Raw genomic sequence first — 21595 nt, 5'->3', positions numbered from 1 at the left:
GCGGGGGCCTTCTTCATGCCCGTACACCTGCGGGCCGCGCCCCGGTGAACGCGTACAGCAGCACCTCGTCGACGAGCCGGTTCGTGTACAGACGCCGGGCATCCCGCTCACCGAGGTTCTCCAGGGCGACGAGTACCAGGCCCGGGTCCGTCGCGGCGGCCGAGCGCAACTGGACGACCTCCGCACGCGTCAGCCCCTCGATTCCGTACGCCGCGCCCCCGGCAGGCCCGGCCGCCGACTCCCGTGCACCGGTCACAGCTCGACGGAACGCCTCCGGCGGCTCCGTACCCGCATGCCCCACGGACACCTCCCGGTCGCGCGCCAGAGCCGCGGTGATCCAGGCCGCCGGGCGGGCCGGCCGCCATCCGATCGCCAGGCCGTAGAGCTCCGCCGCAATGTCACGGGCGTCGAGACCCCGGTCGATGAGCGGGCGCAGGGCGTACGCGAGGCGGCGCAGGCCCTCGTGCTGGGTCCAGCCGACGAGCGGCCGCACCTGCCGCGCCATGGCGATGTCCCGTGCGACCTGGAGCGGGGACCGCCGCGCCGCACGGCCGGGCGTCGCCCGCCTGCGCGGGGTGCAGTTCCCCTTCCCCTCCACATCAACTTCGGGTACGTCGTGGTGCCGCCCGGAAGAATGGGGCGCACACCCGCCTGAGCTGCCGGTTCCCACAGGTGAGTTATCCACACGCCGGAGCCTCGCCTGTGCATCCTCCACCGCACGGTCCCGGCCCGCGTCCGTCACCCCGCACACCCGCGCCTCGTATCCGGCGCCCTCCAGGCGGTGGCCCATCGCGGAGTCGTACACGGCCGGGATCGTGGCGGCATAGACCGTCGCCGTGCCCGCGTACCGGCGGCCGGGCAGGTGCAGGTTCCGTTTCGTCCCGTGCCGCTGCCACACCAGCGCGCCCAGCTCGCGTAACACCCGGACGTGCCGCTTCACCGTCGCCGCCGACACCCCGCACCGGGCAGCGGTGCCCTCCAGGTCGTACAGCACGGAGCCGAGCCGGTAGTCCATCCGCCCGGCCAGATCGCGCGCGACGGCCAGCGTCGTCGCCCCTGCCCGGCGATGCAGGCCCGCCTCGACGAGCCACACCACCGCCCGCAGCCACGCACGCGGCAGGGCGCGCCTGGAGGCCGTCGCGTCGAGCTCCTGAAGGGGGCGGGGAACGGGAACCCATGCCGGATCCGGGCATGACGGAGAAGCGCAGCACGAAGCCGCGCCGGTGGGGTGGCGCATCACAGTCCGTGGGGTGAGGGGCGGCCGATGGGCCGCAGGGGTCGCAGAAGGAGGGGCCGTTTCCGGACGGTTCAGGGCGCGGGAGTGGTCACTGCGCGCGTACTGGCCCTACGATCGAAGGCGAATCCTTCTCTTCAGGGTGGATTTCGGATCGGCGGGGTGATGACCCGCTGGTCACAGCGGCCGGGCGGTCTCTACACCGCTCGGCCGTTCTGTTACTCGCCGGTCGTCGGGGTGTTCTTCTTGGGGCGGTTCTTCCCGGACCCGGAGTAGCCCCGCTCGATGTCCTGCACGGTTCCGATCGAGACCCCCAGGCTTTCGGCGATCTCTCGGTACGTCACCTTCTGCGACCGCAGATGCAGCACGATCCTCCGGCGATGCTCCTTCAGCCTCTTGGTGCGCTCGGTCTGATCTCTGAGCAGGCGGCTGATGATCTGTGCCTTCACCAGTGAGTCCTCCATCGACTCGACGGCGTCCAGGCCATCGAAGACACGTTGCACCTCCTCCCGCTCGACCAGCCCTTCACGCTCTGTCTCGGCCATCCCGTTCCTTCGAATCGGGCGTGCCGCTTGACTTCGATTATGGGGGTCCCATAAATTTGCCGTCAAGTGGCGTCGCCACCCAGCAACAGAACGGCCCCGGCCCGGAGTTCGCACCTCCGCATGGCCGGGGCCAGTCAGAACCCTGAGATCACCAGGAGACCGACCATGCGCCATCCTTCCACTCCGGGCGCCCCGCCCGACAGGCGGCTCGTCACGTTGCCGCCCGTCATGGGGCTGTCGTCCCAGCAGCAGCGCGGCGTGCACTGCGTCTTCTGCGGCACCGCCCTGCACACGGGCGCGGTCCGCGACCTCGGTCCGAGACTGCTCAAGGCACACGGCTCGGTGATCCGCTGGTTCCCGCGCAGCTGCCGGCCCTGCTGGGAGGCCCACCGATGATGTGCGACCGCTGCGGCAAGCCGATCGCCGCCAGGAACGGGGAGCGCTTGACGATCCACGGGGCATCGGGGGCGGGCGGCACGATCACCGTGCACACGGCGTACTGCGTCCGGCCCCGGTCGCGCCCGGCTCCTGCCCGGAGGGCGTAGCGAGACGGCGTACGACGAAGGCCCCCACCGTGAACGGTAGAGGCCTTCGTACAAGTGGGGCTAACAGGATTTGAACCTGTGGCCTCATCCTTATCAGGACCCGGCCCTATATAGAGGAGACCCCCAGGTCACCACCGGTACCCGCCCCACCAGGCCCTACAGGAATCTACATCCGCAAGCATTCGTAGACCCTCCTTCGGCATACTCGGCTACTGGGGTAGTCCTGGGGTAGCCACGGGGTAGACCGGCCTAGCTCAGCACGGAGCTCTACCCCCGGCCGGGTGACTCGGGCGGCGAGTTTTCCTCAACCTCGCCAGGGCCGTCCACACCAAGCTCATAGCCCTCGTCCAGCTCCGCATCGCCCCCGAAGTACTCAGCGGGTGTCATCTCTGTAGGAATGTCACGCCCGAGCCCGACCTGCTTGAGCTGCTCGCTCTCAAGGTGGAGTTCGCACACTGCACAGTCGAAGAAGAACGGAGTGAACACGACCGACGCGGGGATGTCGTCCCTAGCGTCAACAACGAATGGCTCCCCATGAAGCTGGCCCTTTGACGCGCAGGCTGGGCAAGCAGCGCCCCTCTCAAAATCACTCGCGGCGCCTGCCGCGCCAACGGTAGCGATCGCCGCGATCACCATTTCGCGGTCCTTGTCGCTGAAGTGCCCGTACCGCTCCATGAAGACTCGGCGTGCCCTGGCAAGGTTGCCCTCCAAACGGATGCGGGCATCTTCCACTCGCTGGTCAAGCAACCTGTCATGCAGCCCTTCGTACGGCCCCCAGTAGCTGTCGAGTACTGGCAGGGAAGGAAGCAGGGAATCGATCACCCGAAGGCATGACGTGAACACCTGGTTCACCTGCGGCGGATCGTGAAAGGCTGCGTGAGCCACACCATTGCGGGCATCAGCGACAGGCTGCAACTCCCTCCGGGAGACGGGCATCTTCATGATCGACGACACGCGAGCATGTGCCTCGATAAGCCCGATGGTCTTGGCCTGACTCTTCGGCGCCGAGGCCAGGCCGCCGTTCCCGGTGGCATGGAGTACTGAGTTGAAGTCCTTGGCTTCAACTATGAGTGCCGGGTGCAAGTGGGCCAGGTACGCCTTGAGCAGGTGCTCGGCTGCGACCCCAGCGTGATGCACGGCCATATCCTCCGACATGGGACCGTCAGAGAATGCCACGAATGCGGCATGCATCCATTTCCGAGAGGAGTACACGAGCCGCTGCGCTTCCCTGTTCATGATCTGGACAGTAGTTGGAGGGCCTGATCTCAGGCAGTGACTTTCAGGATCAAGCGACCAAGCGCAACGGCTTCCTGGCACCGGTCCGGCCTGGCTTCTTCTCCTCCAGCGCCGCGAGGACCTGGCCCGCGTAGTCGGCGGCGGCGTGGGTGTAGAGCCAGGTGACTTTGCCGGCGCGCTCGTGTCCGAGGATCTCCTGTGCGATCACCTCTGGCACACCGCGGTCGTGCAACCGGGACGCGAAGCTGTGGCGCTGGTCATGGAAGGCTGGCCAGTGCTCCGTCCTCTCTTTCTCCACCTTCCGCGTACGCCCGGTCTGCGGGTCCGTCTCCTCGACCATGACCTTCTTCGTCTTCGTCCGGCCGACGCCTGAGTCCTGGAGGGCCTTGGTCCACAGCCGACGGAATGCACTGCGGCGGAGTGGCGCCCGGTACGGCTCGCCGTCCGAGCCACTCTTCTTCGTTCCGCGCCGGATCTTGTTCCGCCCGTGGAAGACGAGCTCGGCCGGACACAGTCCGGCGTCAGCCTCGGAGCGGTTCGTGCTGGCGTCGGGCTCGTCGGCCAAGAGCTCGCGGAGAACGCGCAGGGCAAGACCGGTGATCGGCACGGTGCGCAGGCCTGCATCAGACTTGGGGTAGATCTTGCGCTTAATCTGGCCCTTCACTTCGGTGAGGACCTCGCGGACGTGGATGACACGGCGGGCGAAGTCCACGTTGCACCAGCGGAGGCCGGCCAGCTCACCCCAGCGGAGGCCGGTCTCCTGGGCAACGATCTGGAGGGTGTGCATGTAGTCGGGCAGGTGCGCGCGGATCAGCCACAGCTGCGCGTACGACGGAGGCCTGCGGTCCTCGGGGTGCTTCTTCTTCACCTTCGGCAGCTTCACTCCCTCGGCCGGGTTGAAGGGCAGGCGCCGGTCGCGCTTCGCTGCTTCGAGCATCCGGTCGAGGATCTGGAACACTTTCACCACGCTGCTCGCGGCGAGTGGCCCGCCGTTCTCGTCGTGCAGCTGGTTCACCCAGGTCTGGATCCCGAGCCAGCTGAACTCGTACAGCTTGAGCGAACCCCAGTGGGGCTCAATGTGGTTCCGGTAGCTGCGACTGTCCCGGTCGAGGGTGGTTTCCTCACCGGTCTGCGTCGGCCACCACAGCCGATGCCACGCGCAGAGCGTGATCTCGGACCGGGTCGGGTCCAGCCAGGTGCGTTGCCGGACCTCGGTGCGGGTCTGCTCCAGGAACTCGATGGCCTTCGTCTCGTCCGGCCAGTTCTTGCTGCGGCCCTTGCCGTGTGGGTCGGTGTACCGGGCCTCCCACGAACCGATGTGTTCGTCGACGGCCTGCCGGTCTCCGGGGTACTTCGCGAGGCACGGCGGACAGCCGCACCTCATGGACGGGTTGGGGCGCGGGTTGCGGGGCAGCGTCTTCTTCTGCACGGCGGACTCCTGATCAGAGCGTGCCGGCGGCGATCGCTTCGTGCGGGATGGTGATGGGGTCGCCGCAGAAGCAGGCGAGGCCGCCGCCGGTGGCGGTGGTGGTGGGTGCGCCGAGGTCGACCAGGAGAGCCGCGAGGTCTCTGATCAGGTCGTGTGGGTGGGTGCCCCCTTGGACGAAGATGGTGATCTCGTCCGGGTCCCAAATGGCGGTCTCCGACTGGGAGTCGGCCACGGCGATGAGAGTGCACACAGGTATCCCCCAGGGCTGCGCAGTTGCGTTGAGCCGCTACGGGAGGACAGCGGGTAGCCGAATCTACCTTCGGGTCTAGAACTTGTGGAGGGGTTTCGGCATATGCAATCGGAAGAAGATATTCCCCTCTGTCTTAGGCAACCCTTAGCTACCGTCTGCTGGCAGCACGCATCGCCTCGGCGGATTGAATGAGCGCTCTCTGCCCTTCGGTTGGCAGGTCGCGGTAGATACGGAGGAGTCGCTGTTCACGCTCCTCGCTGGTAGGTCCGGGCACCCTGCGCCCCGCCGCCTTGAACAGTTGGGCCGGGGTCACGTCCGCCCGCCAGAGGCGGAGGACCTCGGTCATCGAGCGAAGGTCGTCCGCGTCGATGCGTGAGGTACCGCGCGTCCGGTTCACCCATGCGTTCAGCGTCGGGTATTTGATGCCGGCCTCAGCAGCCAGCTCTTTCTGCGTACGCCCCGTCTCCTCAAGGAGTCGGGTGAGGATGGCTGCCAGGTCCTCGCCGGTGGGGGCGGGGTCCTCGGCGGCGTCGTCGCCGGGGTTGCTCGGGCCTGTAGTCACACCGGTGAGTGTCGACTATCCGCATCTACATCCGCAAGTAGATCGCGGCACTGTGACCTGTATTTGATAGTGCACCGGCGCACCTACATCACCCCCGTGCGCCCCCGCCCAGCGTCGCGACACCCCCACTAAGCCCCCTTGACTCGATATGCATCTACATGCAGACTGTAGACATCGCAGGTCACCCCGACCAGCGACACCCCTATTCGGCCATGCGCCGGAGGACAACATGCGACGACTGGATAAGGGAGCCCCGCTCCGCGCCGCCATAAGGGCGGCCGGGCTGGACATCCCGCACCTCGCCGCCCAGACGAAGGAGCTCGACCCCACCGGCAAGGGCCTGTCACCGGCCTACGTCGGCTTCATCGTCGGGACCGGCAAGACCGCCCGCGAAGAGACGAGCGACCGGGCCGCCGGCCTGATCGCCCAGGCGCTCGACCAGGAGGTCGGCGCGTTCTTCGAGACGGTCTTTCTGACGCTCAATGAATCTACATCTACACGCGTACCGCGTATCGGGGCTTCGCGGAAGTCGGCTCCCTCCGACCTGCCAGAGCGACTGCTCGACCAGCGCGAGCTCGCCGGGTTCCTGCGGAAGTCCATGAGCTGGATCGACCGACAGATCAAGGACGACCCGCACTGGCCGGGCCTGATCTACGTCGGCCGTTCCCGCCGGTTCGACCCCCGGGCCGTACTCAGCGCGATGCGCGAGCACCGCGAGCAGATCCCCGCCTGACGCACAACGGGGCCGACCGGATGCACCCGGACCGACCCCGCACCAGACCCACCCTCATCACAGAGAACGGAGGCAGGCCTTGACCACACAGGCTAGCCCCAAGATCGCCCCGCCGGGAGCGGAGCCCGCCCTCGTGTCCGCTGCCCGTGCCGGTAACGCCACCGCGTTCATTGACCTGTACACCGAGCACCGCGGCCCCGTCTACCGCTACATCCTCAGCCGCGTCCGGGACAGCTACCTCGCCGAGGACCTCACGAGCGAGACGTTCCTCCGCGCGTACCGCCGCATCGACTCGTTCGCCTGGCAGGGCACCGACATTGGCGCCTGGCTGGTGACGATCGCCCGCAACATCGTCGTCGACCACGTCCGGTTGAAGGCCCGCCGCCCCGAGGTCACAACGGACGATATCGATTTCCTCGACCAGTCCGAGAGTTCGGCCGAGGTGTCCGCGCTCGCCGCGTTCGACGGCGCGCCCGTCCGCCAGGCGCTCGATACCCTCCTGCCCGATCACCGACAGGTCATCGTCCTCCAGTCCTGGTCGGGCATGTCGTGCCGCGAGGTCGCCGCGGTGATGCACCGGAGCGAGGGCGCCGTGAAGATGCTCCGCTTCCGGGCTATGGCGAACCTCCGTCGCGCGCTCCAGAACTACGAGGTCGCAGCGTGAACAAGAACCTCCCTCAGACGATCAAGGTTGTCCGCGAACTGCTCGCCGGTACTGGCGACGTCGCGCAGGCGATCGCGCACGCTCTCGATCAGCAGCATCTTCTTGTCGACCCGGAGCGTACGTACGGTGCCGTTCTTCGCCGGGGCCCGGAGGGCTGGGTGCCGGTGACTCCGCCGGCCCCGAGCTCGGCCGAGCCGACCAGCGGCCTGGAGGACCAGGCTCGTGCGTGGGACGACGCGTGTGGCCGGGCCCGTGAGTTGGCGGCCGCGATGGGCTCCCAGTACGCGGCCGAGCCGGACGTCACTGGTGTGACGGTCGACGGCGACACCGTGGTCATGAGCCTCCACATCACCGACCGCGCCCGGTGGGCAGCGTGGATGGAGACGCTCGGGCTGACCGAGGCGCAGGTGACGGGCCTCGACTACGTGTCGTGCGGCCGGACGTCGTGGGGCGGGGTGCCGCTCAGCGTCCTGGCGTACGACGTACCCGAGCTCGAAATTGCGGCGGCCGCTCAGGCGAAGCGCCCGTGCCGGTACGGCGGTGTCGTCTACGACCTGGCGCTCCCGTACCGCGACATCAAGGGGGACACCTGGTACTTCCAGGGCGAGTCGTCCGAGGGGATGCCGTTGCTGTCGGTCGACGGTCGGCCGGAGCGGTGCTCGCTCGCGAACATCGTCGAGTTCTCCGGTCCGCTGTCGCCGGTTCGTGAGCTGCTGACCGTCGCGGGCGGTGAGAGCGCATGACCGCCATGGACACGACCGCGATGGTCGAGCTGATCGACGGCACGGTGGCCCTCACCGACTGGTCGCTGACAGAACTCGCGCCCGACTACTACGGGCACAGCTACATGCAGATCGGCGGGTGGCTGCCCCAGGGCTGGGAGCCGACGATCGGGCACGGCACCAACCACATGGTGCGCGCCGACCTTCCGGGCATTCCCGACGTCGCGCAGGCGGTGAACGTCACCGTCGAGACGAAGGGCTACGGCGGTCCGCAGCGGTTCATGAAGATCCAGTGGCGGCATCTGTCGTACCCGGCCACGTGGCTGGAGACGCTGCGGGAGACGGGGAATCTGCCTGCTCCCCTCAACCCGAAATCGGCTATTGCGGCTGCGCTGGACCGCAGCGGCCTGAGCTACCAGGCGCAGCAGCTGCTCGCGCACATCCGAACTCTGCCCACCCATCGGTGGTCGACGGGCAAGGCGGACCGGGTCTACGCCGACCTCGGCTACCCGAAGCGCGGCCGCCGTACGAGCGCCCGCGCCTGCCTGCACGAGCTCGCCGCTCTCAACCTCCTCACCGTCCACGGCCCGCATGACGGCCGCTACTTCCTCCTCGTCCAGAAGGACGGTGCCTAATGGCTGCCAGCAAGACCGCGAAGGCCTGGAACATGGGGATGACCGGCGAGCCGAAGCCGCCCCAGCAGGTTCAGACCGCGGCCCGGTGCGCGACGGCCGGCTGCGGTGCGCAGCCGGGCGGCGTGCGCCGCATCCCGGGCTGGGTCGTGATCGAGGTCGTCGGGAGCAGCGAGCCGAAGCGGCTGTTCTGCTCCTGGGATTGTGCGTCGTACGGGTCCGCGCTCGCCGAGCTCCGCGTTGGCGGTGCCCGATGAGCGCGTACTCGAAGGCCTACCGGGGTCTCGTCGCAGGCGGCATGCCCGCCCCCGACGCGGCCGCCCTGCTCGCAGACTTCCGCCGCGAGCTCGGCGAAGAGCTGGCCGCCGGCCTGATCGCTCGCTCCGCCGAGAAGTACGGCGCCAAGCCGACCGACTCCCATTCGGTGAACCGCCGCCGCACCGCCCGGTTTGGCGCCGCCAAGGACGCCGCCGCCTGGATCACCGCCGCCACCACGACCGGCCGTCTCACCACCACCCCGCAGCAGCGCGACAACCGGAGCACCGCATGAGCACGTTCACCTTCGCCCCCGCCACCCGCGAAACTGCCAAGGCTCGCATCGCCCTCCAGGGCCCCGGCGGGTCCGGCAAGACCAAGACCGCCCTCCGCATGGCGGAGCGGCTCGCGGACGGCGGCACCATCGGCGTCGTCGACACTGAGCGCGGCTCCGCGAAGAAGTACGCCGTCGTCCCCGGCCGCCCCGACTTGGGTGGGCACGAGTTCGGCCACATGCCGATGGCCTTCTGCTCACCGGAGAACCTCATCGCGGCAGTCCGCGCTGCCGAGGAAGCCCGGCTCGCCGTTCTCGTCCTCGACTCCTGGTCGCACTTCTGGGCGGGGAAGGGCGGCCTCCTCGCTCGCGTCGAGGCAGAGTCCCAGAAGTCCACGAACCGGGGTGGCAAATTCACCGCCTGGGCGCCGGTCAACGACCTCGAACAGGACATGCTCGACGCCCTGTTGAACTTCCCCGGGCACGTCATCGTCACGATGCGGACGAAGAACGACTACTCGATGGAAGGCAAGACCGTCACGAAGGTCGGCGTGAAAACCGTCCAGCGTGAGGGCTCGGAGTACGAGTTCGATGTCGTGATCGACATGATCGAGGGCACGGGCACCGTCACCAAGACCCGGTACGAGCCGCTCTACAACGTCAGCGTGCACCACCCCGGCGAGGACTTCGCCGATGTGATCCTTGAGCAGCTGGGCCAAGGCGTCGACCCGGTCCAGGCGATCACGGATGAGCTGATCGGCGAGAGCCTGACGTACAGCCGGGCGCTGGAGCTGCACGGCCAGGCGAAGGCGCGGAACCTCCTCGGGGTTGACCTCCTGCACCCGAAATCGGGGGAGCCGTCGAAGCTCGGTGAGGTGATCGCGGAGTACGGGGCGGCTCTCCGCCCGCAGCCCGCCCCTGCGCCGACACCGGCTCCGACCGCGCCGAGTGCTGCTCCCGCCGCACAGTCCGAGCAGTCGGCTGCACCGTCTGGCACGTCGCCGGTCTCAGCTCCGCAGATGCGAATGATGCACGCCTGCTTCTCGAAGGTCGGGCTCGGGGCGAAGGACCAGCGCGAGGAGCGGCTGCACGCGACCGGTCTCATCGTCGGCCGCCAGGTGGAGTCCGCGAACGAGCTGACGTTCGACGAGGCCGCGACGCTCCTCGACACGCTCAGCGCCTACGGCGACATGGACAACCCGGCCGCCGAGTTCGCCGCCATGGTCCAGGGCCTGGAGGACGACGTCGCCCAGCAGTCTGGGCGCGACCGGCTCGCCCCTCAGACCGCCTGATCCACCACGATCCGCGGGCCCGGCCGCCGTCACCCGGCCGGGCCCGCACCACCCCAGAGAGGAGGACCCCCAGTGGTGGACCCCACCCCGGAACAGCGCGACGCCATCGACACGTACGGCGACGGCATCGACCTGGTGCTCCAGGCCGGCGCCGGATGCGGCAAGTCGAGCACGCTGAAGATGATCGCCCGGTCGGACCCGCGCCGCCGGATGACATACGTCGCGTACAACAAGGCGATCGCCGCCGACGCGGCCCGTTCGTTCCCGTCGACCGTGCTGTGCAAGACCGGGCACGGCCTGGCCTTCGACGCCCGGCACCTGCCCCGCCTCAACATGCCGCGCCAGACCGCGCACCAGGCCGGTCAGGCCCTCGACGTCAGAAAGATCCTCGGCATCATCGGCTCGCCCCCGGCGATCCCGACCGACGCCGGGACCGCCCCGAAGGCGATGACGTCGAAGCTGATCATGCGTGTCGTGCTCGACACGATCACCCGCTGGTGCCACAGCTCTGACCCCGAGATCCTCGCGAAGCACGTCCCGCAGTACGACGGCCTGACCACCGACGAGCCGCGCCGCGCCCTGCTCGGCCTGGTCCTGCCGGTAGCGCACGCTGCGTGGGCCGACCTGTGCGACGAGGTTGGTGTGCTCAAGCTCAGCCACGACCACTACCTGAAAATGTGGGCGCTGTCCGGGCCCAAGCTCAGCACGAATGTGGTGCTGCTCGACGAGGCACAGGACACCAACGATGTCCTGTCCGCCGTGCTCCTGGACCAGGAGCACGCGCAACGGATCGCGGTCGGCGACTCTGCCCAGCAGATCTACAGCTGGCGCGGCGCGAACGACGCCCTGGCCACCTTCGTACGGGAGCTCGGCGCCCCGGAGCTCACGCTCTCCCAGTCGTTCCGTTTCGGTCCGGCGATCGCGGACGAGGCGAACCGGTGGCTGCACGTCATCGGCGCCCCGCTCCGCCTCACCGGCTACGACCAGGCCGACTCCACCGTGGGCCCGGTCGGGAACCCCGACGCGATCCTCTGCCGCACCAACGGCGGCGCGATGGGCATCGTCCTGGAGGGCCTGGCTGCCGGGCGCAACGTCGCGCTGGTCGGCGGCGGTTCGGACATCAAGCGCCTGGCCTGGGCTGCGGAATCCCTACAGTCCGGCCAGCCCACCGACCACCCAGAGCTGCTCGGCTTCCCGTCGTGGGACGCGGTCCGCGAGTACGCCGAGGAGGAGGACGGCTCGCTGAAGGTGTTGGTCCGGCTCATCGATGAGCACGGCACCGGCCGGATCCTCACCGCGGCCGACGCGCTGGTGGCGGAGGACCGCGCCGAGCTGGTCGTCTCCACCGCGCACAAGGCGAAGGGCCGGGAGTGGAACCGGGTGCGGATCCACTCGGACTTCCGGGCGCCGAAGCCGCAGCCGGAGACCGGCCACGTGCTCCTCCCCCGGGAGGAGGGGCGCCTCGCGTACGTCGCGGTGACCCGGGCCCGGCAGGTCCTCGACTGCGAGGCCCTGGCCTGGGTCGACAGCGTCACGGCGGTGGCCGCATGAGCATCGCTGAGTGGGTCGGGATCGTGCTCGCCGTGTGCTGGGCCGGGACCCTGTTCTGCGCCGTCGGTCTGTGCCGCGTCGCCATGCAGGACGACGACGCCGACGAGCAGCCGGTGCTGTTCGCCGCCGGGTACGTCGAGGGCCTCGATCGGCTGCGCGTAGCGATCGCTGAAGCCCGGATCGAGACCGCCCCGGGCAACCCGTCCGCCGACCTCACTGACTGCTGGTCGATCTGGCCCGACGCCCCCACCCACGCCGGAGAGGACGGCACCCGATGACCGACATCAACTGGACGAAGGCGCTCTGCCTGGGCTGCGACCGCGAGCTGTGGTTCGTCGAGGGAACCGACTCCACCTCCAACGCTGACCGGCGTGCAGCGAAGCAGACCTGCCTGATCTGCCCGATCCGCTCCGGCTGCCTGGACTCGGCCATGGCGGAGGAGAACGGCCGAGGCGAGTCCGGCCGGTACGGAATCCGCGGAGGCCTTTCCGGCAAACAGCGGTACGCGCTGGCCCGACGCCGCCCCGGCGCGCAGCCGAAACAGCAGCGCGCCGCCTGACTCCTGGTGCGCGGCCGTGCCACCCCACACCGGCCGCGCACCAGGCCACCCACTCACCCACCACCCCGAGAGGACCCCCGGTGACGGAGACCCCGCCCGAGTGCAGGCACTGGATCGGCGACGCCCGCCGATACTGCCGCGCCCTCGACGCGGTCCGCCCGTACCTGACCGGTCCCCGGTGCCCGCTCCACACACCGGCCGCACTCGGCGGCCGGGCGGAGTCACCGCCGGGGCCGGGCTGGCCGGCGGGCGCCTGGTCCACGCCGTCACCCCAGAGCGCGTCCGCGCTCTTCGACCAGCGGGCGGTCGCCTCCGGCAAGCGCCGAGCCTCCGCCTCCACCTACCGCGCAGCACAGCACGCAGTCCGCGAAAGGAAGTCATGAGCACAACCACGAAGCCCGTCGCCGAGGAGACCGAGCCGGTCATCCGACCGTTCGCCTCGTTCCTCCAGGAGCAGTCCGGCGGCCAGCTGCACGACGAGCTCAGCACGAGGCTGCACGAGCTGATCGAGGCGATCCGGGAGACCGGCAAGGCCGGTTCGCTCTCGCTGAAGATCGACATCAAGCCGATCGCCGGGACGGACGGCCGGACGCTCACCGTCATGGACACCGTCGCCGCCCGGCTCCCGAAGACCGAACGCCCGAAGTCGATCTTCTTCGCGACGGACGACGGCAACCTCTCCCGCACCGACCCGCGCCAGCCCGTCATCACGGGTCTCCGCGAGGTCGAGCCCACCACCACCCCGAAGTCCCAGCTCAGGAGCGCGAACTGATGACGTACTCGACCACCCTCGACAGCAAGTCCGATGGCGGCGCCCAAGCCATCATCGATGTCGCCCAGGCGGCCGTCGCCCCCCAGATCCTGGAGCCCGGCAAGGTCCACGTCATCGCCCTGGGCCGCGGTGAGTTCCGTCAGATCGACCTCACCGCCCCGGAGCACACCGGGAAGCCCCCGCGGAAGACGGGCACCACCGTCGTCCGCGACGTCGACAGCTTCCTCGCCTACTTCGACAAGCACGGCGACAACAACACCGAGGTGTACGCGGACGTCGAGCGCCGCACCATCACCGCTGTACTCGACGCGCACACCGCCGAGGACGCCCGCTGGGGCAGCCACCGCCTGGAGCTCCGCCTCCGCGAGACTTCGGCCTGGCGGGCGTGGACTTCGGCGGACAACCAGCTGGTGACACAGGGCCAGTTCGCGGAGTTCATTGAGGACAACCTCGTCGACCTGGTCGAGCCGGACTCCGCGACGATGCTGGAGCTCGCCCAGTCCTTCGAGGCCACGACCTCCGCCGAGTTCCAGAGCTCGCAGCGCCTCGACTCCGGGCAGCGGACCTTCACGTACGCCGAAGAGGTCCAGGCGAAGGCCGGCCACAAGGGCGAGATCACCATCCCAGCCACGCTGGTCCTGGCCCTGGCCCCGTTCGAGGGCACCGAGCGGTACAAGGTCACCGCCCGGTTCAAGTACCGCCTCGACCGCCAGAAGGGCGAGCTTCGCCTCGGCTTCAAGATCGAGCGCCCCGAGGACATCCTCACCGCGGCCTTCAACGACATCCGAACGCTTATCGACTCGGACGTCCCGATGGCCGTGCTGAACGGCGCCTCGGCTTCCCGCTGATCCACCCCTGGTGCGGCTGGTCTCCCCGGCCGGCCGCACCACCCCCCGAACCGAAGGCGAGCTGTGAGCACAGAGGCTGTGACCTGGGCGATGGACGACGCCCCCATGCTGCGGACCGGCAAGGGTCGGCCAGACAGCACGGCACGTCATGTCCTCCAGGTGCTGGCCGAACACGCCCGCCCTGACGGGAGCAACACCCACCCGTCCGTTCTGCGAATCCAGTACCGCACCGGCTACGACGAGCGGACGGTGCAGCGTGCGCTGCGTCGTCTGGAGAAGTCGGGTCTGATCCAGCGGGACGGGTCGGTTGGTGGCCGTACGAAGTGGCGGCTGGCGCTGTCAGCAAAGCGGCCGGCCTTCGACTGGGCGGAGCTGGAGGCCGAGGCGGAGGACGCGAAGAAGCAGGCGGCGGAGCGACAGCGCCGGTCACGTCAGAGGCGCGTCACGCCTCCCGAGTCCGTGACGGTCACACACGGAGAGTCTGTGACGAAGCCAGATGTCACGCACTCTGACGACGTGACAGAGGAGTGTGTCACGCACTCTGAGTCCGTGAGTCACGCACTTGAAATGCGTGATGTCACGCACTCTGCGTCCGCATGTCACGCACTCAGTGCCCCCCTAACCACCAATAACCACCAGTCCAACCACCAGGAACCTTCTGCGTGGCCAGAGGTCGCCAACGAACCGGCCGCCACAGCTGCCCCAGAAGACGACGCGAACCCCGAACCTGTCACCGCGCAGACGGTCGTCGGCGAGTGGTTGGCCCGTGCCGCGAAACGCCCACCCTCTTCCGTCATCGGCCAAGTCGCCAAGCACATCCGAGTCCTCCTCGATGAGGACCGCATCGATCCCGACGACATCCGTCGAGGTATCGCCCACTGGATGGCCAAGGGTCTCCACCCCTCAACGCTCCCCAGCGTGGTGAACCAGGTCATGAACACCACTCCGACGCCCACCCGCACATCTGCTGCAACCGCCCCCGGCTTCGACCCGAACACGGGCACCGACATCTTCGACCGCGCCCTGGCCCGAGCCAACGCCCGCACCCAGCTGGAGGGACAGTGACACCACAGGAAGCGATCCTGATCGCGAAGTACGTCGCCGCCGCCTGCCCGCAGCAGCGCTTCAACGAACACACCCCGGACGTCTGGGGCGACATCCTCGCCCCGTACGACGTCATCGAGGCGCGCGCCGCCATCACCGTCGTCGCCGCGCGCCAGCCCTTCATCAGCCCTGCCGAGATCATCACCGAGATCAAGGCCCGCCGCGCCGATCGCATCGAGGCCGCGAGCCTGGTCTACGACGGCGACCCGGGCGAGACCGGCCTTGAGTCCGCCCGGTCCATCCGCGCTCTGACAAAGGCCGCAGGCGACGGCATCCTGCCGCCCCGTACCCCGGCCGCCGTCCTCGGCGCCGCCACCCGCCTCGCTCTCCCGCCCGGCGAGTCCGGCCCGTACACCGGACGGGCAGCAGCCGTCCGCGCCGCCGTTGGGCAAGCCATTCCGAAGGCGACGACCGGCGTCACGAACCCCCGCGTGATCAGCTGCCGCATCTGCCAGGCCTTGCCCGGCACCAGCTGCACGACCCGCGGCCGCCGTCGCCAGGACGTGCACCCCGCCCGCCTCGACGACGCCCGCCGCCTCGCCGCCGGCCTGCCCCCGACCGATCCGGCCGAGGACCTGGCCGCCGAGCAGCGCATCCGCGATGCCGCCGCCGCGCTCGCCGCTTCCGCCGAGCAGCCGGCCCCGACCTACGAGGACGTCACCTGATGGCTGCCAGCGCCCGCTTTCCCCAGCTCAACGTCGTCTGCTCCTGGTGCAACGCCCCGGCCGGTGAGCTGTGCACGAACCCCGCCACCGGGGCCGTGCGCCGCACTGCCACCCACGATGTCCGCCGCATCGACTGGATCACCGAGACGACGCTCTGCCCGGCCTGCACCGCCGCCCCAAGCAGCCAGTGCTTCGCCGTCATCGGTGGGATCCGTATCCCGCTGGCCGCCCCCCACCCGGAGCGGACCACCGCCGCAGACCGGGCACACACCCGCACCCACAACCGGACACAGCCATGGCCCCACCAGCCGCGCACTGCCCCGACTGCCACCACCCGATCCGCTGGACCCGCACCGAGGCCGGCCGGAACCTCGCCGTCGATCCCGACCCAGACCCCGCCGGGAACGCCGCGGTCTGGCGGGACGGCACCGGCACGCTCCGGTCCCGCCGCCCGACCGACGACCTCCCGCTGAACGGGTGGGAGCGCCTCCACCTCCCGCACATCGCCACCTGCCCCGCCCGCCGCGAGCAGTTGGCCCTCCCCGTCGGAGTCACCCGACTCGACGACCACGGCAGAAGGAAGAACCGATGACCTACGTCCCCGCCGCCGCCCGCGCGGCCGCCATCCAGGCCGTGAAGGACCACCCGAGCACCACATTCATGGCGCCGTACGAGTCACTCGCTGATGCCGTTCTTGCCACAGCAGCCCCGGTCATCCGCTCCGCGGCATTCCGTGACGCCATCGCTGCCTTGCGGGCCGTGGCCAACCCGAGCAGCGAACGCGGCGCCGGAGTTCGATGGGCCGCTGACCACATCGGCCACATGCTCACCGAGGAGCAGCGGATGGTGACACCCTCCATGTGCGGCCGAGCCATCTCGACTGGCGAACCGTGCCCGGACCACGTCGCCGACCTGCCCCGCCCCGCATGCGGCAGGTGCGGGGCGGGCCACGGCCTTACCCCGACCGGCCACCGTTCCCCGCTCGGCGCCCTCGTCTACGCCTGCGCCACCGGATGCAACTCCCCGGCCGAGGCGAACGAGGGGCCCGACCCATCTCACGGCGGGCTCACCACTCACCGAGGCGCCCGCGAGGACTGCTCCGGCCCCGACTGCGGCCCGGTCGAGGGCGACACCCCGACCGGCCAGAAGTACCCGTGCGGACTCGGCGTCTTCTGCGACAGCTGCGGCACCGAGTTCCGCGGCGACTTCATCGTCACCGACACCATGACCAAGGCCGAGCGCCTGGAGGTCGTCCGCGCCCACGTGCGCACCGCGCTCCGCTGGCAGTGCAACAGCGGCGGTGACTTCTGCGAGAGCTGCGCCGAGCAGCGTCGCGCCGCGGCCGAGCCGCCCTGCACCAACCCCCGGCACACCGGCCCCCTGCGGGCCCAGCTCGGATGCAACGGGCCCGACCCCACTTCCATCGCGACGGAGAAGGACACCCCCACGGGCGAGTCCACTCCGGTCAGCAACCCCCGATAGCCCCTCACGAAAGAGAGATCAGCTCATGGCACTGCCCACCCTGACCGGCGTCGGCCGCCTCACCGCGGACCCCGAGCTCCGCTTCACCCAGTCCTCGAAGGCCGTCGCCTCCGTCCCCCTCGCCTTCAACTCCCGGCGCCTGAACCAGCAGACGCAGCAGTGGGAGGACGGCGACGTGATGTACGTCCGCGGCACCGTGTGGGAGCGCCTGGCGGAGAACGTCGCCGAGACCCTGACCAAGGGCATGGAGGTCGTGGTCACCGGCGACCTGCGCACGGAGACGTGGGAGAAGGACGGGGTCAAGCACGAGCGGACCGCGCTCATGATCCGCAGCATCGGCCCGTCGCTGGCGTTCGCCACCGCCCAGGTCACCAAGGCCACGAACAGCACGAACGGGGCGCAGGCGGGCAGCCAGCCGCGCGGACAGGCCCAGCAGACCCGGCCCCCGCAGACCCGCCAGGGACAGCAGCCCCCGGCCGACGACCCCTGGGCCGTCGACAACGCCAAGGGCTACACCAACCAGCCCCAGGGCCAGCGCGGCGGCCAGGGATACAGCGACGAGCCCCCGTTCTGATGGCCGCCCTCCTCCGCCTCCCCGGCGGCACCCGCGACGCATCCGAAATCGTCAAAGCCCTTCTCGTTGCCGCGTCCGTCCGCGACGCCACCGCCCCGGACCTCGCCAACCGCTGGCGCCAGATCTCCGACGACATCGGCGACGCCCTCGATCAACTCCCGCCACCCACCACCTGACCAACACCGACCGGACTTGGGGCGCCGATAGGGCGCCCGCCCCCGGCACACGCAGCCAGGAGCAACCCACCATGTTCGGACTCACCACCCACGCCCGCCTCACCGCCGAGGTCGAAGCACACCTCACCACCATCCGCGCCCGCCTCGAAGCTGAGAACCTGCTCACCGAGGAGATCAACTCCCACATCGAGACGATCCGCGCGAGGAACACCGCGACGGACGCCCTCGACAAGGAGCGCCGCATCACCCGCCTCCTGGCCGAGCAGCTGCTCGACGCCACCGGCCACTACCCCACAGCCGCCCGTACCCAGCTCGGCCTCCCGCCCGCCGGCCCCTGGGAGCGCGCCGTCGAAGGACTCAACGCCCTCGTCGACGCCGGCGTGCTCTTCCACATCGAGCCGGACGGGCACATCAGCAACAGCACCGGCGACGAACACATCGAGTGGGACCGCACCGCAAAGCGCTGGCGCCTGGTCCACGAAGCCGAGGACGGACCGGTCTCTGTCACAGTCGACGACGTCCTCCGTGCCAGCGTCCAGGCAGACCCGGACGGCAGCCGATGAACGCCACCGACGACGAGATCACCGCCCTTCTCCGCCGAGGCCAGCTCTCCAATAGCGGCATCGCCCGTACCCTCCGCGTCGACAAGCACCGCGTCGGCCGCATCCGTCGCGAGCTCGGCCTCCCCAACGTCCAGCCGCAACCGCTCACCCTCGAACAGAAGTGGCGGAGCAAGACGCGCCCCGTCGAAGGCGGCCACCTCGCGTGGACGGGAGAACACGGGTCGACCTCCCGAACCCCAGTCCTCCGTTACAAGGACCAGTGCCACACCGCGGCCGCCATCGCCTTCCGGCTGCGCACCGGCCGAGCCCCGGAGGGGTACGCCTACTCCGAGTGCGGCTACTTCCACTGCGTCTCACCCGACCACGTGGACGACGAGCCCGGCCGCCAGCTCACCCGCGAGCAGCTGCGCTACCTGGCCGGCGGACAGAAGCGCCCGGCCGAATGCGTCCACGGCCACGACCAGGCCGAACACGGCAAGTACGAGTCGGACGGCCGGGCCTACTGCGGCCAGTGCAAGACGGAACAGCGCGCCGCCCACCTCGCTCAGCAGCTGGAGACCGCCGGTGCCTGAGCTGACCGAGGCCCGCCTCGCCGAGATCCGGGCGCTGCTGCCCACCGCGGACCCCCGCACCAGCTGGACCGCTCTGCAGGACCTGCTCCTTGAGCGCGAGGACCTGGTCCAGGCGCACACCGCCACCACCGAGGAGCTCGCCAGCTGGACGGGGTCACTCGCCCCATGACGGACACCTGCGGGGTGTGCCACCGGCCGCTCCTCGACCCCGAGTCGAGGGCGGCCGGCATCGGCCCCTTCTGCACCGAGAAGTTCCACCTGCCCCGCGGCCGCCGCACCACAGGCCCCGACCAACTCACCTTCGAGGAGCACCACGTGGACGACACCGACCCGGCATCGACGACGTACCACCCTCTCCGCTTCGCCACTCCCCGCCTGCTCCGCTTCGCCCGCCTCATCGACACCGAGCGCCAGGCGCAGCTCGCCAAGTGGGGCGACCAGCACCATCCCGACGGCACCGGAAGCCTGCCGCTCGCGCTGGAAGCCGACAAGGCCCGCGAGGGGTGCCAGGCAGCGTTCGCGCGCGGCGACGGCACTTGGATGCACGTCCTCATCGAAGAGGTCATGGAGGCGTTTGCCGAGTCCGACCCGGCCAAGCTCCGCGCCGAGCTGATTCAGGTTGCCGCCGTCTGCGCCGCGTGGATCGCCGACATCGACAGCCGCCCGCGCGCCTGTGCCCACTGCGGCCAGCCGATCACCAGCACCGGCATCACCTGGACCGGCCCCATGCCGACGCCCGGGGAGGACGAGTACCTGGTCCCGCGCTACCACCTGTCCCGCGACTACCCCGACTGCCGCCGCGCATCCGGCGCAGACCCCGCCCCGAGCTGAGCATGCAGTAGGGGCGCACCCACCGTCCGCCAAGACCGGGTGCGCCCCCAGGTGTTGATCACCCTACGCCCCACCCCGCCACGGAGCGCACGATGAACACCACCCAGAACACCCGCACCGACCAGCACCTCTTCACCGTCGTCTACCACTGGCGCGACCTCAACGACGCCCTCGCCACCCGCCCCACCACCTGGCCCCCCACCATGGGCATCGGCATCATCTCCGCCCGCGCCCAGACCGACGAAGAACGCGAGGCCGCCGGCTACCGCGCCGCTGCCCTCCGCGCCCTCGAACGCTCCCCCGACCAAGTCGGCTGGACCGCCGCCCCCCTCCGCATCGACGTCCTCGACACCATCCGAACCGTCGAGGCCGGGCTCATCGAGCTCGCCGACCAGACCGCGGCCGCCATCCAGCACGCCCCGATCACCCCCGCCCCGGCCCGCCGCTCCTGGCCCGACGATCCGCGCGCCCGCCGCACCGCCGAATCAGACGACCGCCGCCGCAACCAGCTCGCCCTCCGCCAAGCAAAGGACCCCCGCCGCTGGCGCTACACCGGCCAGCGCACCGCGCCCCTGGCCGCGCTCTGGCTCCTCGCCCGCACGCAAGGCGTCCGTGGACCGTGGCGACCCCTCACCGACGAGGAGCAGCACCGCATCGACGTCGTCGCCGCCATGTCCGCCCGCCTGGTCGAGCGTGCTCTCGACATCGGCGACAACCGAGCCCGCCTCGACATCCGATGCCCGATCTGCGACGGCCCCCTCGACCTCCACGGCGGAGCCGGCGCCGCCCCTGTCGTCCGCTGTGCCAAGTGCGGCCGCACCTGGACCCAGCCACCGAGCTAATGGATCACCTTGGGACGGCCACGGCCTCTTCCTCGCTCTGGCCGTCCCAAGTCAGATACAGCGTTGCCGGAATGGGCCTACCGGCGGCACCCACCATGCTGAACTTCACGCCTACGTTCGGGGCCATGTCTTCATCCGTGACGCCCTGAAAGATGTAGGGCGCCTCTCTCGCGCTCAGCGTCACGCCCGTCGCCCGCCCCGTCCCTGTATTGCGGAGGTAGAAGATCTGAGCGGATGAGCGCTCAATGACGAAGAACGGCTTGGGCCGGTTGGCCTCAGCCTCAGCCATCCGGCGCTCAGCAGCTTCCTGTCGCTGGTCGAGAAGAGCCTGCTCCGCCAACCTTCGTGACAGCCGAGCCTCCTCGACGGAGGCGACTGCGGCGTCCGCCGACTTCACGGATGCGTCCGCTGACCGCTTCCCATCCCGTGCCGCTCGCCAGCTGACTATCAGGGCCGCTCCGGCGAACACAACAGCCAGCCCAGCGCCGATGTTTGCCCATGGCCACGCCCATACCGTCCGGCCCACGTCTCCCCATCTCATGGCGGGAGACTACGAGCAGCAGTCAGGCTGCGTCCTACGGATGGCAGGTCCGATGCAGCAACGACAGGCATCTCCACCGCCTCGATCCGCGGTGGCCCCCTCGACCTCCAACGCAGTGCCGACACAGCACCCACCGCCACTG

Annotated in this window: 32 protein-coding genes and 1 pseudogene; 26 read left to right on the top strand and 7 right to left on the bottom strand. The window is 69.7% G+C overall.

All coding sequences use genetic code 11. The features are described 5' to 3' along the window. Window positions 1-13 precede the first annotated feature (13 nt). Both OG912_RS17085 and OG912_RS17080 read right to left on the bottom strand, forming a co-directional pair. Window positions 14-1096: a cell wall protein gene (locus OG912_RS17085; protein WP_326737402.1), complete on the bottom strand. Its 1083-nt coding sequence runs from the start codon at window positions 1094-1096 to the stop codon at window positions 14-16. 356 nt (window positions 1097-1452) lie between these two features. Beyond that, window positions 1453-1779, bottom strand: coding sequence for a helix-turn-helix domain-containing protein (locus OG912_RS17080; RefSeq protein ID WP_327710094.1), 327 nt, complete (start codon window positions 1777-1779; stop codon window positions 1453-1455). Between the two features lie 165 nt (window positions 1780-1944). On the opposite strand from OG912_RS17080, the gene OG912_RS17075 reads away from it, so the two are divergent. After that, entirely contained in the window at window positions 1945-2175 is a 231-nt protein-coding gene (locus OG912_RS17075; protein ID WP_326737404.1) for a hypothetical protein, read from the top strand. 416 nt (window positions 2176-2591) lie between these two features. On the opposite strand, the gene OG912_RS17070 is transcribed toward OG912_RS17075, so the two are convergent. The 4 genes from OG912_RS17070 to OG912_RS17055 all read right to left on the bottom strand — a co-directional run bounded on the left by OG912_RS17070 (window position 2592) and on the right by OG912_RS17055 (window position 5801). Next, entirely contained in the window at window positions 2592-3560 is a 969-nt protein-coding gene (locus OG912_RS17070; protein WP_327710093.1) for a hypothetical protein, read from the bottom strand. Window positions 3561-3609: 49 nt separating this feature from the next. Continuing rightward, on the bottom strand, window positions 3610-4989 hold the full coding sequence (locus OG912_RS17065) for a tyrosine-type recombinase/integrase (protein WP_327710091.1): 1380 nt from the start codon (window positions 4987-4989) through the stop codon (window positions 3610-3612). A 13-nt stretch (window positions 4990-5002) separates the two neighbouring features. After that, entirely contained in the window at window positions 5003-5221 is a 219-nt protein-coding gene (locus OG912_RS17060) for a hypothetical protein (RefSeq protein ID WP_327710090.1), read from the bottom strand. Between the two features lie 166 nt (window positions 5222-5387). Continuing rightward, the gene (locus OG912_RS17055; RefSeq protein ID WP_327710088.1) at window positions 5388-5801 is read right to left on the bottom strand and encodes a helix-turn-helix domain-containing protein; all 414 of its coding nucleotides are present in this window, start codon (window positions 5799-5801) and stop codon (window positions 5388-5390) included. 229 nt (window positions 5802-6030) lie between these two features. Here OG912_RS17055 and OG912_RS17050 point away from each other — a divergent pair, with 229 nt between their 5' ends. From OG912_RS17050 to OG912_RS16930, 25 genes and pseudogenes are all read left to right on the top strand, one after another. Beyond that, window positions 6031-6534, top strand: coding sequence for a hypothetical protein (locus OG912_RS17050; protein WP_327710087.1), 504 nt, complete (start codon window positions 6031-6033; stop codon window positions 6532-6534). A gap of 79 nt (window positions 6535-6613) precedes the next feature. Then, on the top strand, window positions 6614-7198 hold the full coding sequence (locus OG912_RS17045; protein WP_327710085.1) for a sigma-70 family RNA polymerase sigma factor: 585 nt from the start codon (window positions 6614-6616) through the stop codon (window positions 7196-7198). After that, entirely contained in the window at window positions 7195-7941 is a 747-nt protein-coding gene (locus tag OG912_RS17040; RefSeq protein WP_327710084.1) for a BN159_2729 family protein, read from the top strand. The genes OG912_RS17045 and OG912_RS17040 overlap by 4 nt, the downstream gene beginning before the upstream one ends. Further along, window positions 7938-8555 (top strand): hypothetical protein, encoded by a 618-nt coding sequence (locus tag OG912_RS17035; protein ID WP_327710082.1) that lies wholly within the window; start codon window positions 7938-7940, stop codon window positions 8553-8555. The genes OG912_RS17040 and OG912_RS17035 overlap by 4 nt, the downstream gene beginning before the upstream one ends. Further along, on the top strand, window positions 8555-8809 hold the full coding sequence (locus tag OG912_RS17030; protein ID WP_327710081.1) for a hypothetical protein: 255 nt from the start codon (window positions 8555-8557) through the stop codon (window positions 8807-8809). Before OG912_RS17035 ends, OG912_RS17030 begins: the two co-directional genes overlap by 1 nt. Beyond that, a complete protein-coding gene (locus tag OG912_RS17025) occupies window positions 8806-9102 on the top strand; it encodes a hypothetical protein (protein WP_327710080.1) in 297 nt (98 codons plus the stop codon). Before OG912_RS17030 ends, OG912_RS17025 begins: the two co-directional genes overlap by 4 nt. Further along, window positions 9099-10373, top strand: coding sequence for an AAA family ATPase (locus tag OG912_RS17020; protein ID WP_327710079.1), 1275 nt, complete (start codon window positions 9099-9101; stop codon window positions 10371-10373). Before OG912_RS17025 ends, OG912_RS17020 begins: the two co-directional genes overlap by 4 nt. A 75-nt stretch (window positions 10374-10448) precedes the next feature. After that, a complete protein-coding gene (locus OG912_RS17015; RefSeq protein ID WP_327710078.1) occupies window positions 10449-11924 on the top strand; it encodes a UvrD-helicase domain-containing protein in 1476 nt (491 codons plus the stop codon). Beyond that, entirely contained in the window at window positions 11921-12202 is a 282-nt protein-coding gene (locus tag OG912_RS17010; RefSeq protein ID WP_327710077.1) for a hypothetical protein, read from the top strand. The genes OG912_RS17015 and OG912_RS17010 overlap by 4 nt, the downstream gene beginning before the upstream one ends. After that, entirely contained in the window at window positions 12199-12483 is a 285-nt protein-coding gene (locus OG912_RS17005) for a WhiB family transcriptional regulator (protein WP_327710076.1), read from the top strand. Before OG912_RS17010 ends, OG912_RS17005 begins: the two co-directional genes overlap by 4 nt. 80 nt (window positions 12484-12563) lie before the next feature. Beyond that, on the top strand, window positions 12564-12866 hold the full coding sequence (locus OG912_RS17000) for a hypothetical protein (protein ID WP_327710075.1): 303 nt from the start codon (window positions 12564-12566) through the stop codon (window positions 12864-12866). Next, window positions 12863-13255: a hypothetical protein gene (locus OG912_RS16995; protein ID WP_327710074.1), complete on the top strand. Its 393-nt coding sequence runs from the start codon at window positions 12863-12865 to the stop codon at window positions 13253-13255. The genes OG912_RS17000 and OG912_RS16995 overlap by 4 nt, the downstream gene beginning before the upstream one ends. Beyond that, entirely contained in the window at window positions 13255-14103 is an 849-nt protein-coding gene (locus OG912_RS16990) for a DUF2303 family protein (protein WP_327710073.1), read from the top strand. The genes OG912_RS16995 and OG912_RS16990 overlap by 1 nt, the downstream gene beginning before the upstream one ends. A gap of 105 nt (window positions 14104-14208) precedes the next feature. Further along, window positions 14209-15168: a helix-turn-helix domain-containing protein gene (locus tag OG912_RS16985; RefSeq protein WP_327710072.1), complete on the top strand. Its 960-nt coding sequence runs from the start codon at window positions 14209-14211 to the stop codon at window positions 15166-15168. Further along, on the top strand, window positions 15165-15872 hold the full coding sequence (locus OG912_RS16980) for a zinc finger domain-containing protein (RefSeq protein ID WP_327710071.1): 708 nt from the start codon (window positions 15165-15167) through the stop codon (window positions 15870-15872). Before OG912_RS16985 ends, OG912_RS16980 begins: the two co-directional genes overlap by 4 nt. Further along, window positions 15872-15952: pseudogene (locus tag OG912_RS40065) on the top strand (zinc finger domain-containing protein); the annotation flags it as partial. The gene OG912_RS16980 and the pseudogene OG912_RS40065, both read left to right, overlap by 1 nt. A 215-nt stretch (window positions 15953-16167) precedes the next feature. Then, window positions 16168-16464, top strand: coding sequence for a hypothetical protein (locus tag OG912_RS16970; protein WP_327710069.1), 297 nt, complete (start codon window positions 16168-16170; stop codon window positions 16462-16464). Further along, complete coding sequence (locus OG912_RS16965) at window positions 16461-17354, top strand: hypothetical protein (RefSeq protein WP_327710068.1); 894 nt, start codon at window positions 16461-16463, stop codon at window positions 17352-17354. Before OG912_RS16970 ends, OG912_RS16965 begins: the two co-directional genes overlap by 4 nt. 25 nt (window positions 17355-17379) lie before the next feature. Beyond that, complete coding sequence (gene ssb, locus OG912_RS16960) at window positions 17380-17928, top strand: single-stranded DNA-binding protein (RefSeq protein ID WP_327710067.1); 549 nt, start codon at window positions 17380-17382, stop codon at window positions 17926-17928. After that, window positions 17928-18104: a hypothetical protein gene (locus OG912_RS16955; RefSeq protein WP_327710066.1), complete on the top strand. Its 177-nt coding sequence runs from the start codon at window positions 17928-17930 to the stop codon at window positions 18102-18104. Before ssb ends, OG912_RS16955 begins: the two co-directional genes overlap by 1 nt. 71 nt (window positions 18105-18175) lie before the next feature. After that, window positions 18176-18667, top strand: a complete 492-nt coding sequence (locus OG912_RS16950; RefSeq protein ID WP_327710065.1) for a hypothetical protein — start codon at window positions 18176-18178, stop codon at window positions 18665-18667. Then, window positions 18664-19239: a hypothetical protein gene (locus OG912_RS16945; protein WP_327710064.1), complete on the top strand. Its 576-nt coding sequence runs from the start codon at window positions 18664-18666 to the stop codon at window positions 19237-19239. Before OG912_RS16950 ends, OG912_RS16945 begins: the two co-directional genes overlap by 4 nt. Then, a complete protein-coding gene (locus OG912_RS16940) occupies window positions 19232-19408 on the top strand; it encodes a hypothetical protein (protein WP_327710063.1) in 177 nt (58 codons plus the stop codon). The genes OG912_RS16945 and OG912_RS16940 overlap by 8 nt, the downstream gene beginning before the upstream one ends. Further along, window positions 19405-20070, top strand: coding sequence for a DUF6011 domain-containing protein (locus OG912_RS16935; protein WP_327710062.1), 666 nt, complete (start codon window positions 19405-19407; stop codon window positions 20068-20070). The genes OG912_RS16940 and OG912_RS16935 overlap by 4 nt, the downstream gene beginning before the upstream one ends. 92 nt (window positions 20071-20162) lie before the next feature. Then, on the top strand, window positions 20163-20912 hold the full coding sequence (locus tag OG912_RS16930; RefSeq protein WP_327710061.1) for a hypothetical protein: 750 nt from the start codon (window positions 20163-20165) through the stop codon (window positions 20910-20912). Between the two features lie 4 nt (window positions 20913-20916). Here the strand turns inward: OG912_RS16930 and OG912_RS16925 are convergent, their stop codons facing one another. Continuing rightward, window positions 20917-21453, bottom strand: a complete 537-nt coding sequence (locus OG912_RS16925; protein ID WP_327710060.1) for a hypothetical protein — start codon at window positions 21451-21453, stop codon at window positions 20917-20919. Between the last annotated feature and the right edge of the window lie 142 nt (window positions 21454-21595).

This window comes from Streptomyces sp. NBC_00464 (assembly GCF_036013915.1).
In the GTDB taxonomy this organism is placed as follows: Bacteria; Actinomycetota; Actinomycetes; order Streptomycetales; family Streptomycetaceae; genus Streptomyces.
This window is presented reverse-complemented; position numbering and strand designations above follow the sequence as displayed.

Excerpts from the sequence above, each read along its gene's own strand:
- OG912_RS17080 (WP_327710094.1), bottom strand. The coding sequence starts at position 1,779 with ATGGCCGAGACAGAGCGTGAAGGGCTGGTCGAGCGGGAGGAGGTGCAA.
- OG912_RS17075 (WP_326737404.1), top strand. The coding sequence starts at position 1,945 with ATGCGCCATCCTTCCACTCCGGGCGCCCCGCCCGACAGGCGGCTCGTC.
- OG912_RS17070 (WP_327710093.1), bottom strand. The coding sequence starts at position 3,560 with ATGAACAGGGAAGCGCAGCGGCTCGTGTACTCCTCTCGGAAATGGATG.
- OG912_RS17050 (WP_327710087.1), top strand. The coding sequence starts at position 6,031 with ATGCGACGACTGGATAAGGGAGCCCCGCTCCGCGCCGCCATAAGGGCG.
- OG912_RS17035 (WP_327710082.1), top strand. The coding sequence starts at position 7,938 with ATGACCGCCATGGACACGACCGCGATGGTCGAGCTGATCGACGGCACG.
- OG912_RS17030 (WP_327710081.1), top strand. The coding sequence starts at position 8,555 with ATGGCTGCCAGCAAGACCGCGAAGGCCTGGAACATGGGGATGACCGGC.
- OG912_RS17025 (WP_327710080.1), top strand. The coding sequence starts at position 8,806 with ATGAGCGCGTACTCGAAGGCCTACCGGGGTCTCGTCGCAGGCGGCATG.
- OG912_RS17020 (WP_327710079.1), top strand. The coding sequence starts at position 9,099 with ATGAGCACGTTCACCTTCGCCCCCGCCACCCGCGAAACTGCCAAGGCT.
- OG912_RS17010 (WP_327710077.1), top strand. The coding sequence starts at position 11,921 with ATGAGCATCGCTGAGTGGGTCGGGATCGTGCTCGCCGTGTGCTGGGCC.
- OG912_RS17005 (WP_327710076.1), top strand. The coding sequence starts at position 12,199 with ATGACCGACATCAACTGGACGAAGGCGCTCTGCCTGGGCTGCGACCGC.
- OG912_RS16995 (WP_327710074.1), top strand. The coding sequence starts at position 12,863 with ATGAGCACAACCACGAAGCCCGTCGCCGAGGAGACCGAGCCGGTCATC.
- OG912_RS16990 (WP_327710073.1), top strand. The coding sequence starts at position 13,255 with ATGACGTACTCGACCACCCTCGACAGCAAGTCCGATGGCGGCGCCCAA.
- OG912_RS16985 (WP_327710072.1), top strand. The coding sequence starts at position 14,209 with ATGCTGCGGACCGGCAAGGGTCGGCCAGACAGCACGGCACGTCATGTC.
- OG912_RS16970 (WP_327710069.1), top strand. The coding sequence starts at position 16,168 with ATGGCCCCACCAGCCGCGCACTGCCCCGACTGCCACCACCCGATCCGC.
- OG912_RS16965 (WP_327710068.1), top strand. The coding sequence starts at position 16,461 with ATGACCTACGTCCCCGCCGCCGCCCGCGCGGCCGCCATCCAGGCCGTG.
- ssb (WP_327710067.1), top strand. The coding sequence starts at position 17,380 with ATGGCACTGCCCACCCTGACCGGCGTCGGCCGCCTCACCGCGGACCCC.
- OG912_RS16955 (WP_327710066.1), top strand. The coding sequence starts at position 17,928 with ATGGCCGCCCTCCTCCGCCTCCCCGGCGGCACCCGCGACGCATCCGAA.
- OG912_RS16950 (WP_327710065.1), top strand. The coding sequence starts at position 18,176 with ATGTTCGGACTCACCACCCACGCCCGCCTCACCGCCGAGGTCGAAGCA.
- OG912_RS16945 (WP_327710064.1), top strand. The coding sequence starts at position 18,664 with ATGAACGCCACCGACGACGAGATCACCGCCCTTCTCCGCCGAGGCCAG.
- OG912_RS16935 (WP_327710062.1), top strand. The coding sequence starts at position 19,405 with ATGACGGACACCTGCGGGGTGTGCCACCGGCCGCTCCTCGACCCCGAG.
- OG912_RS16930 (WP_327710061.1), top strand. The coding sequence starts at position 20,163 with ATGAACACCACCCAGAACACCCGCACCGACCAGCACCTCTTCACCGTC.
- OG912_RS16925 (WP_327710060.1), bottom strand. The coding sequence starts at position 21,453 with ATGAGATGGGGAGACGTGGGCCGGACGGTATGGGCGTGGCCATGGGCA.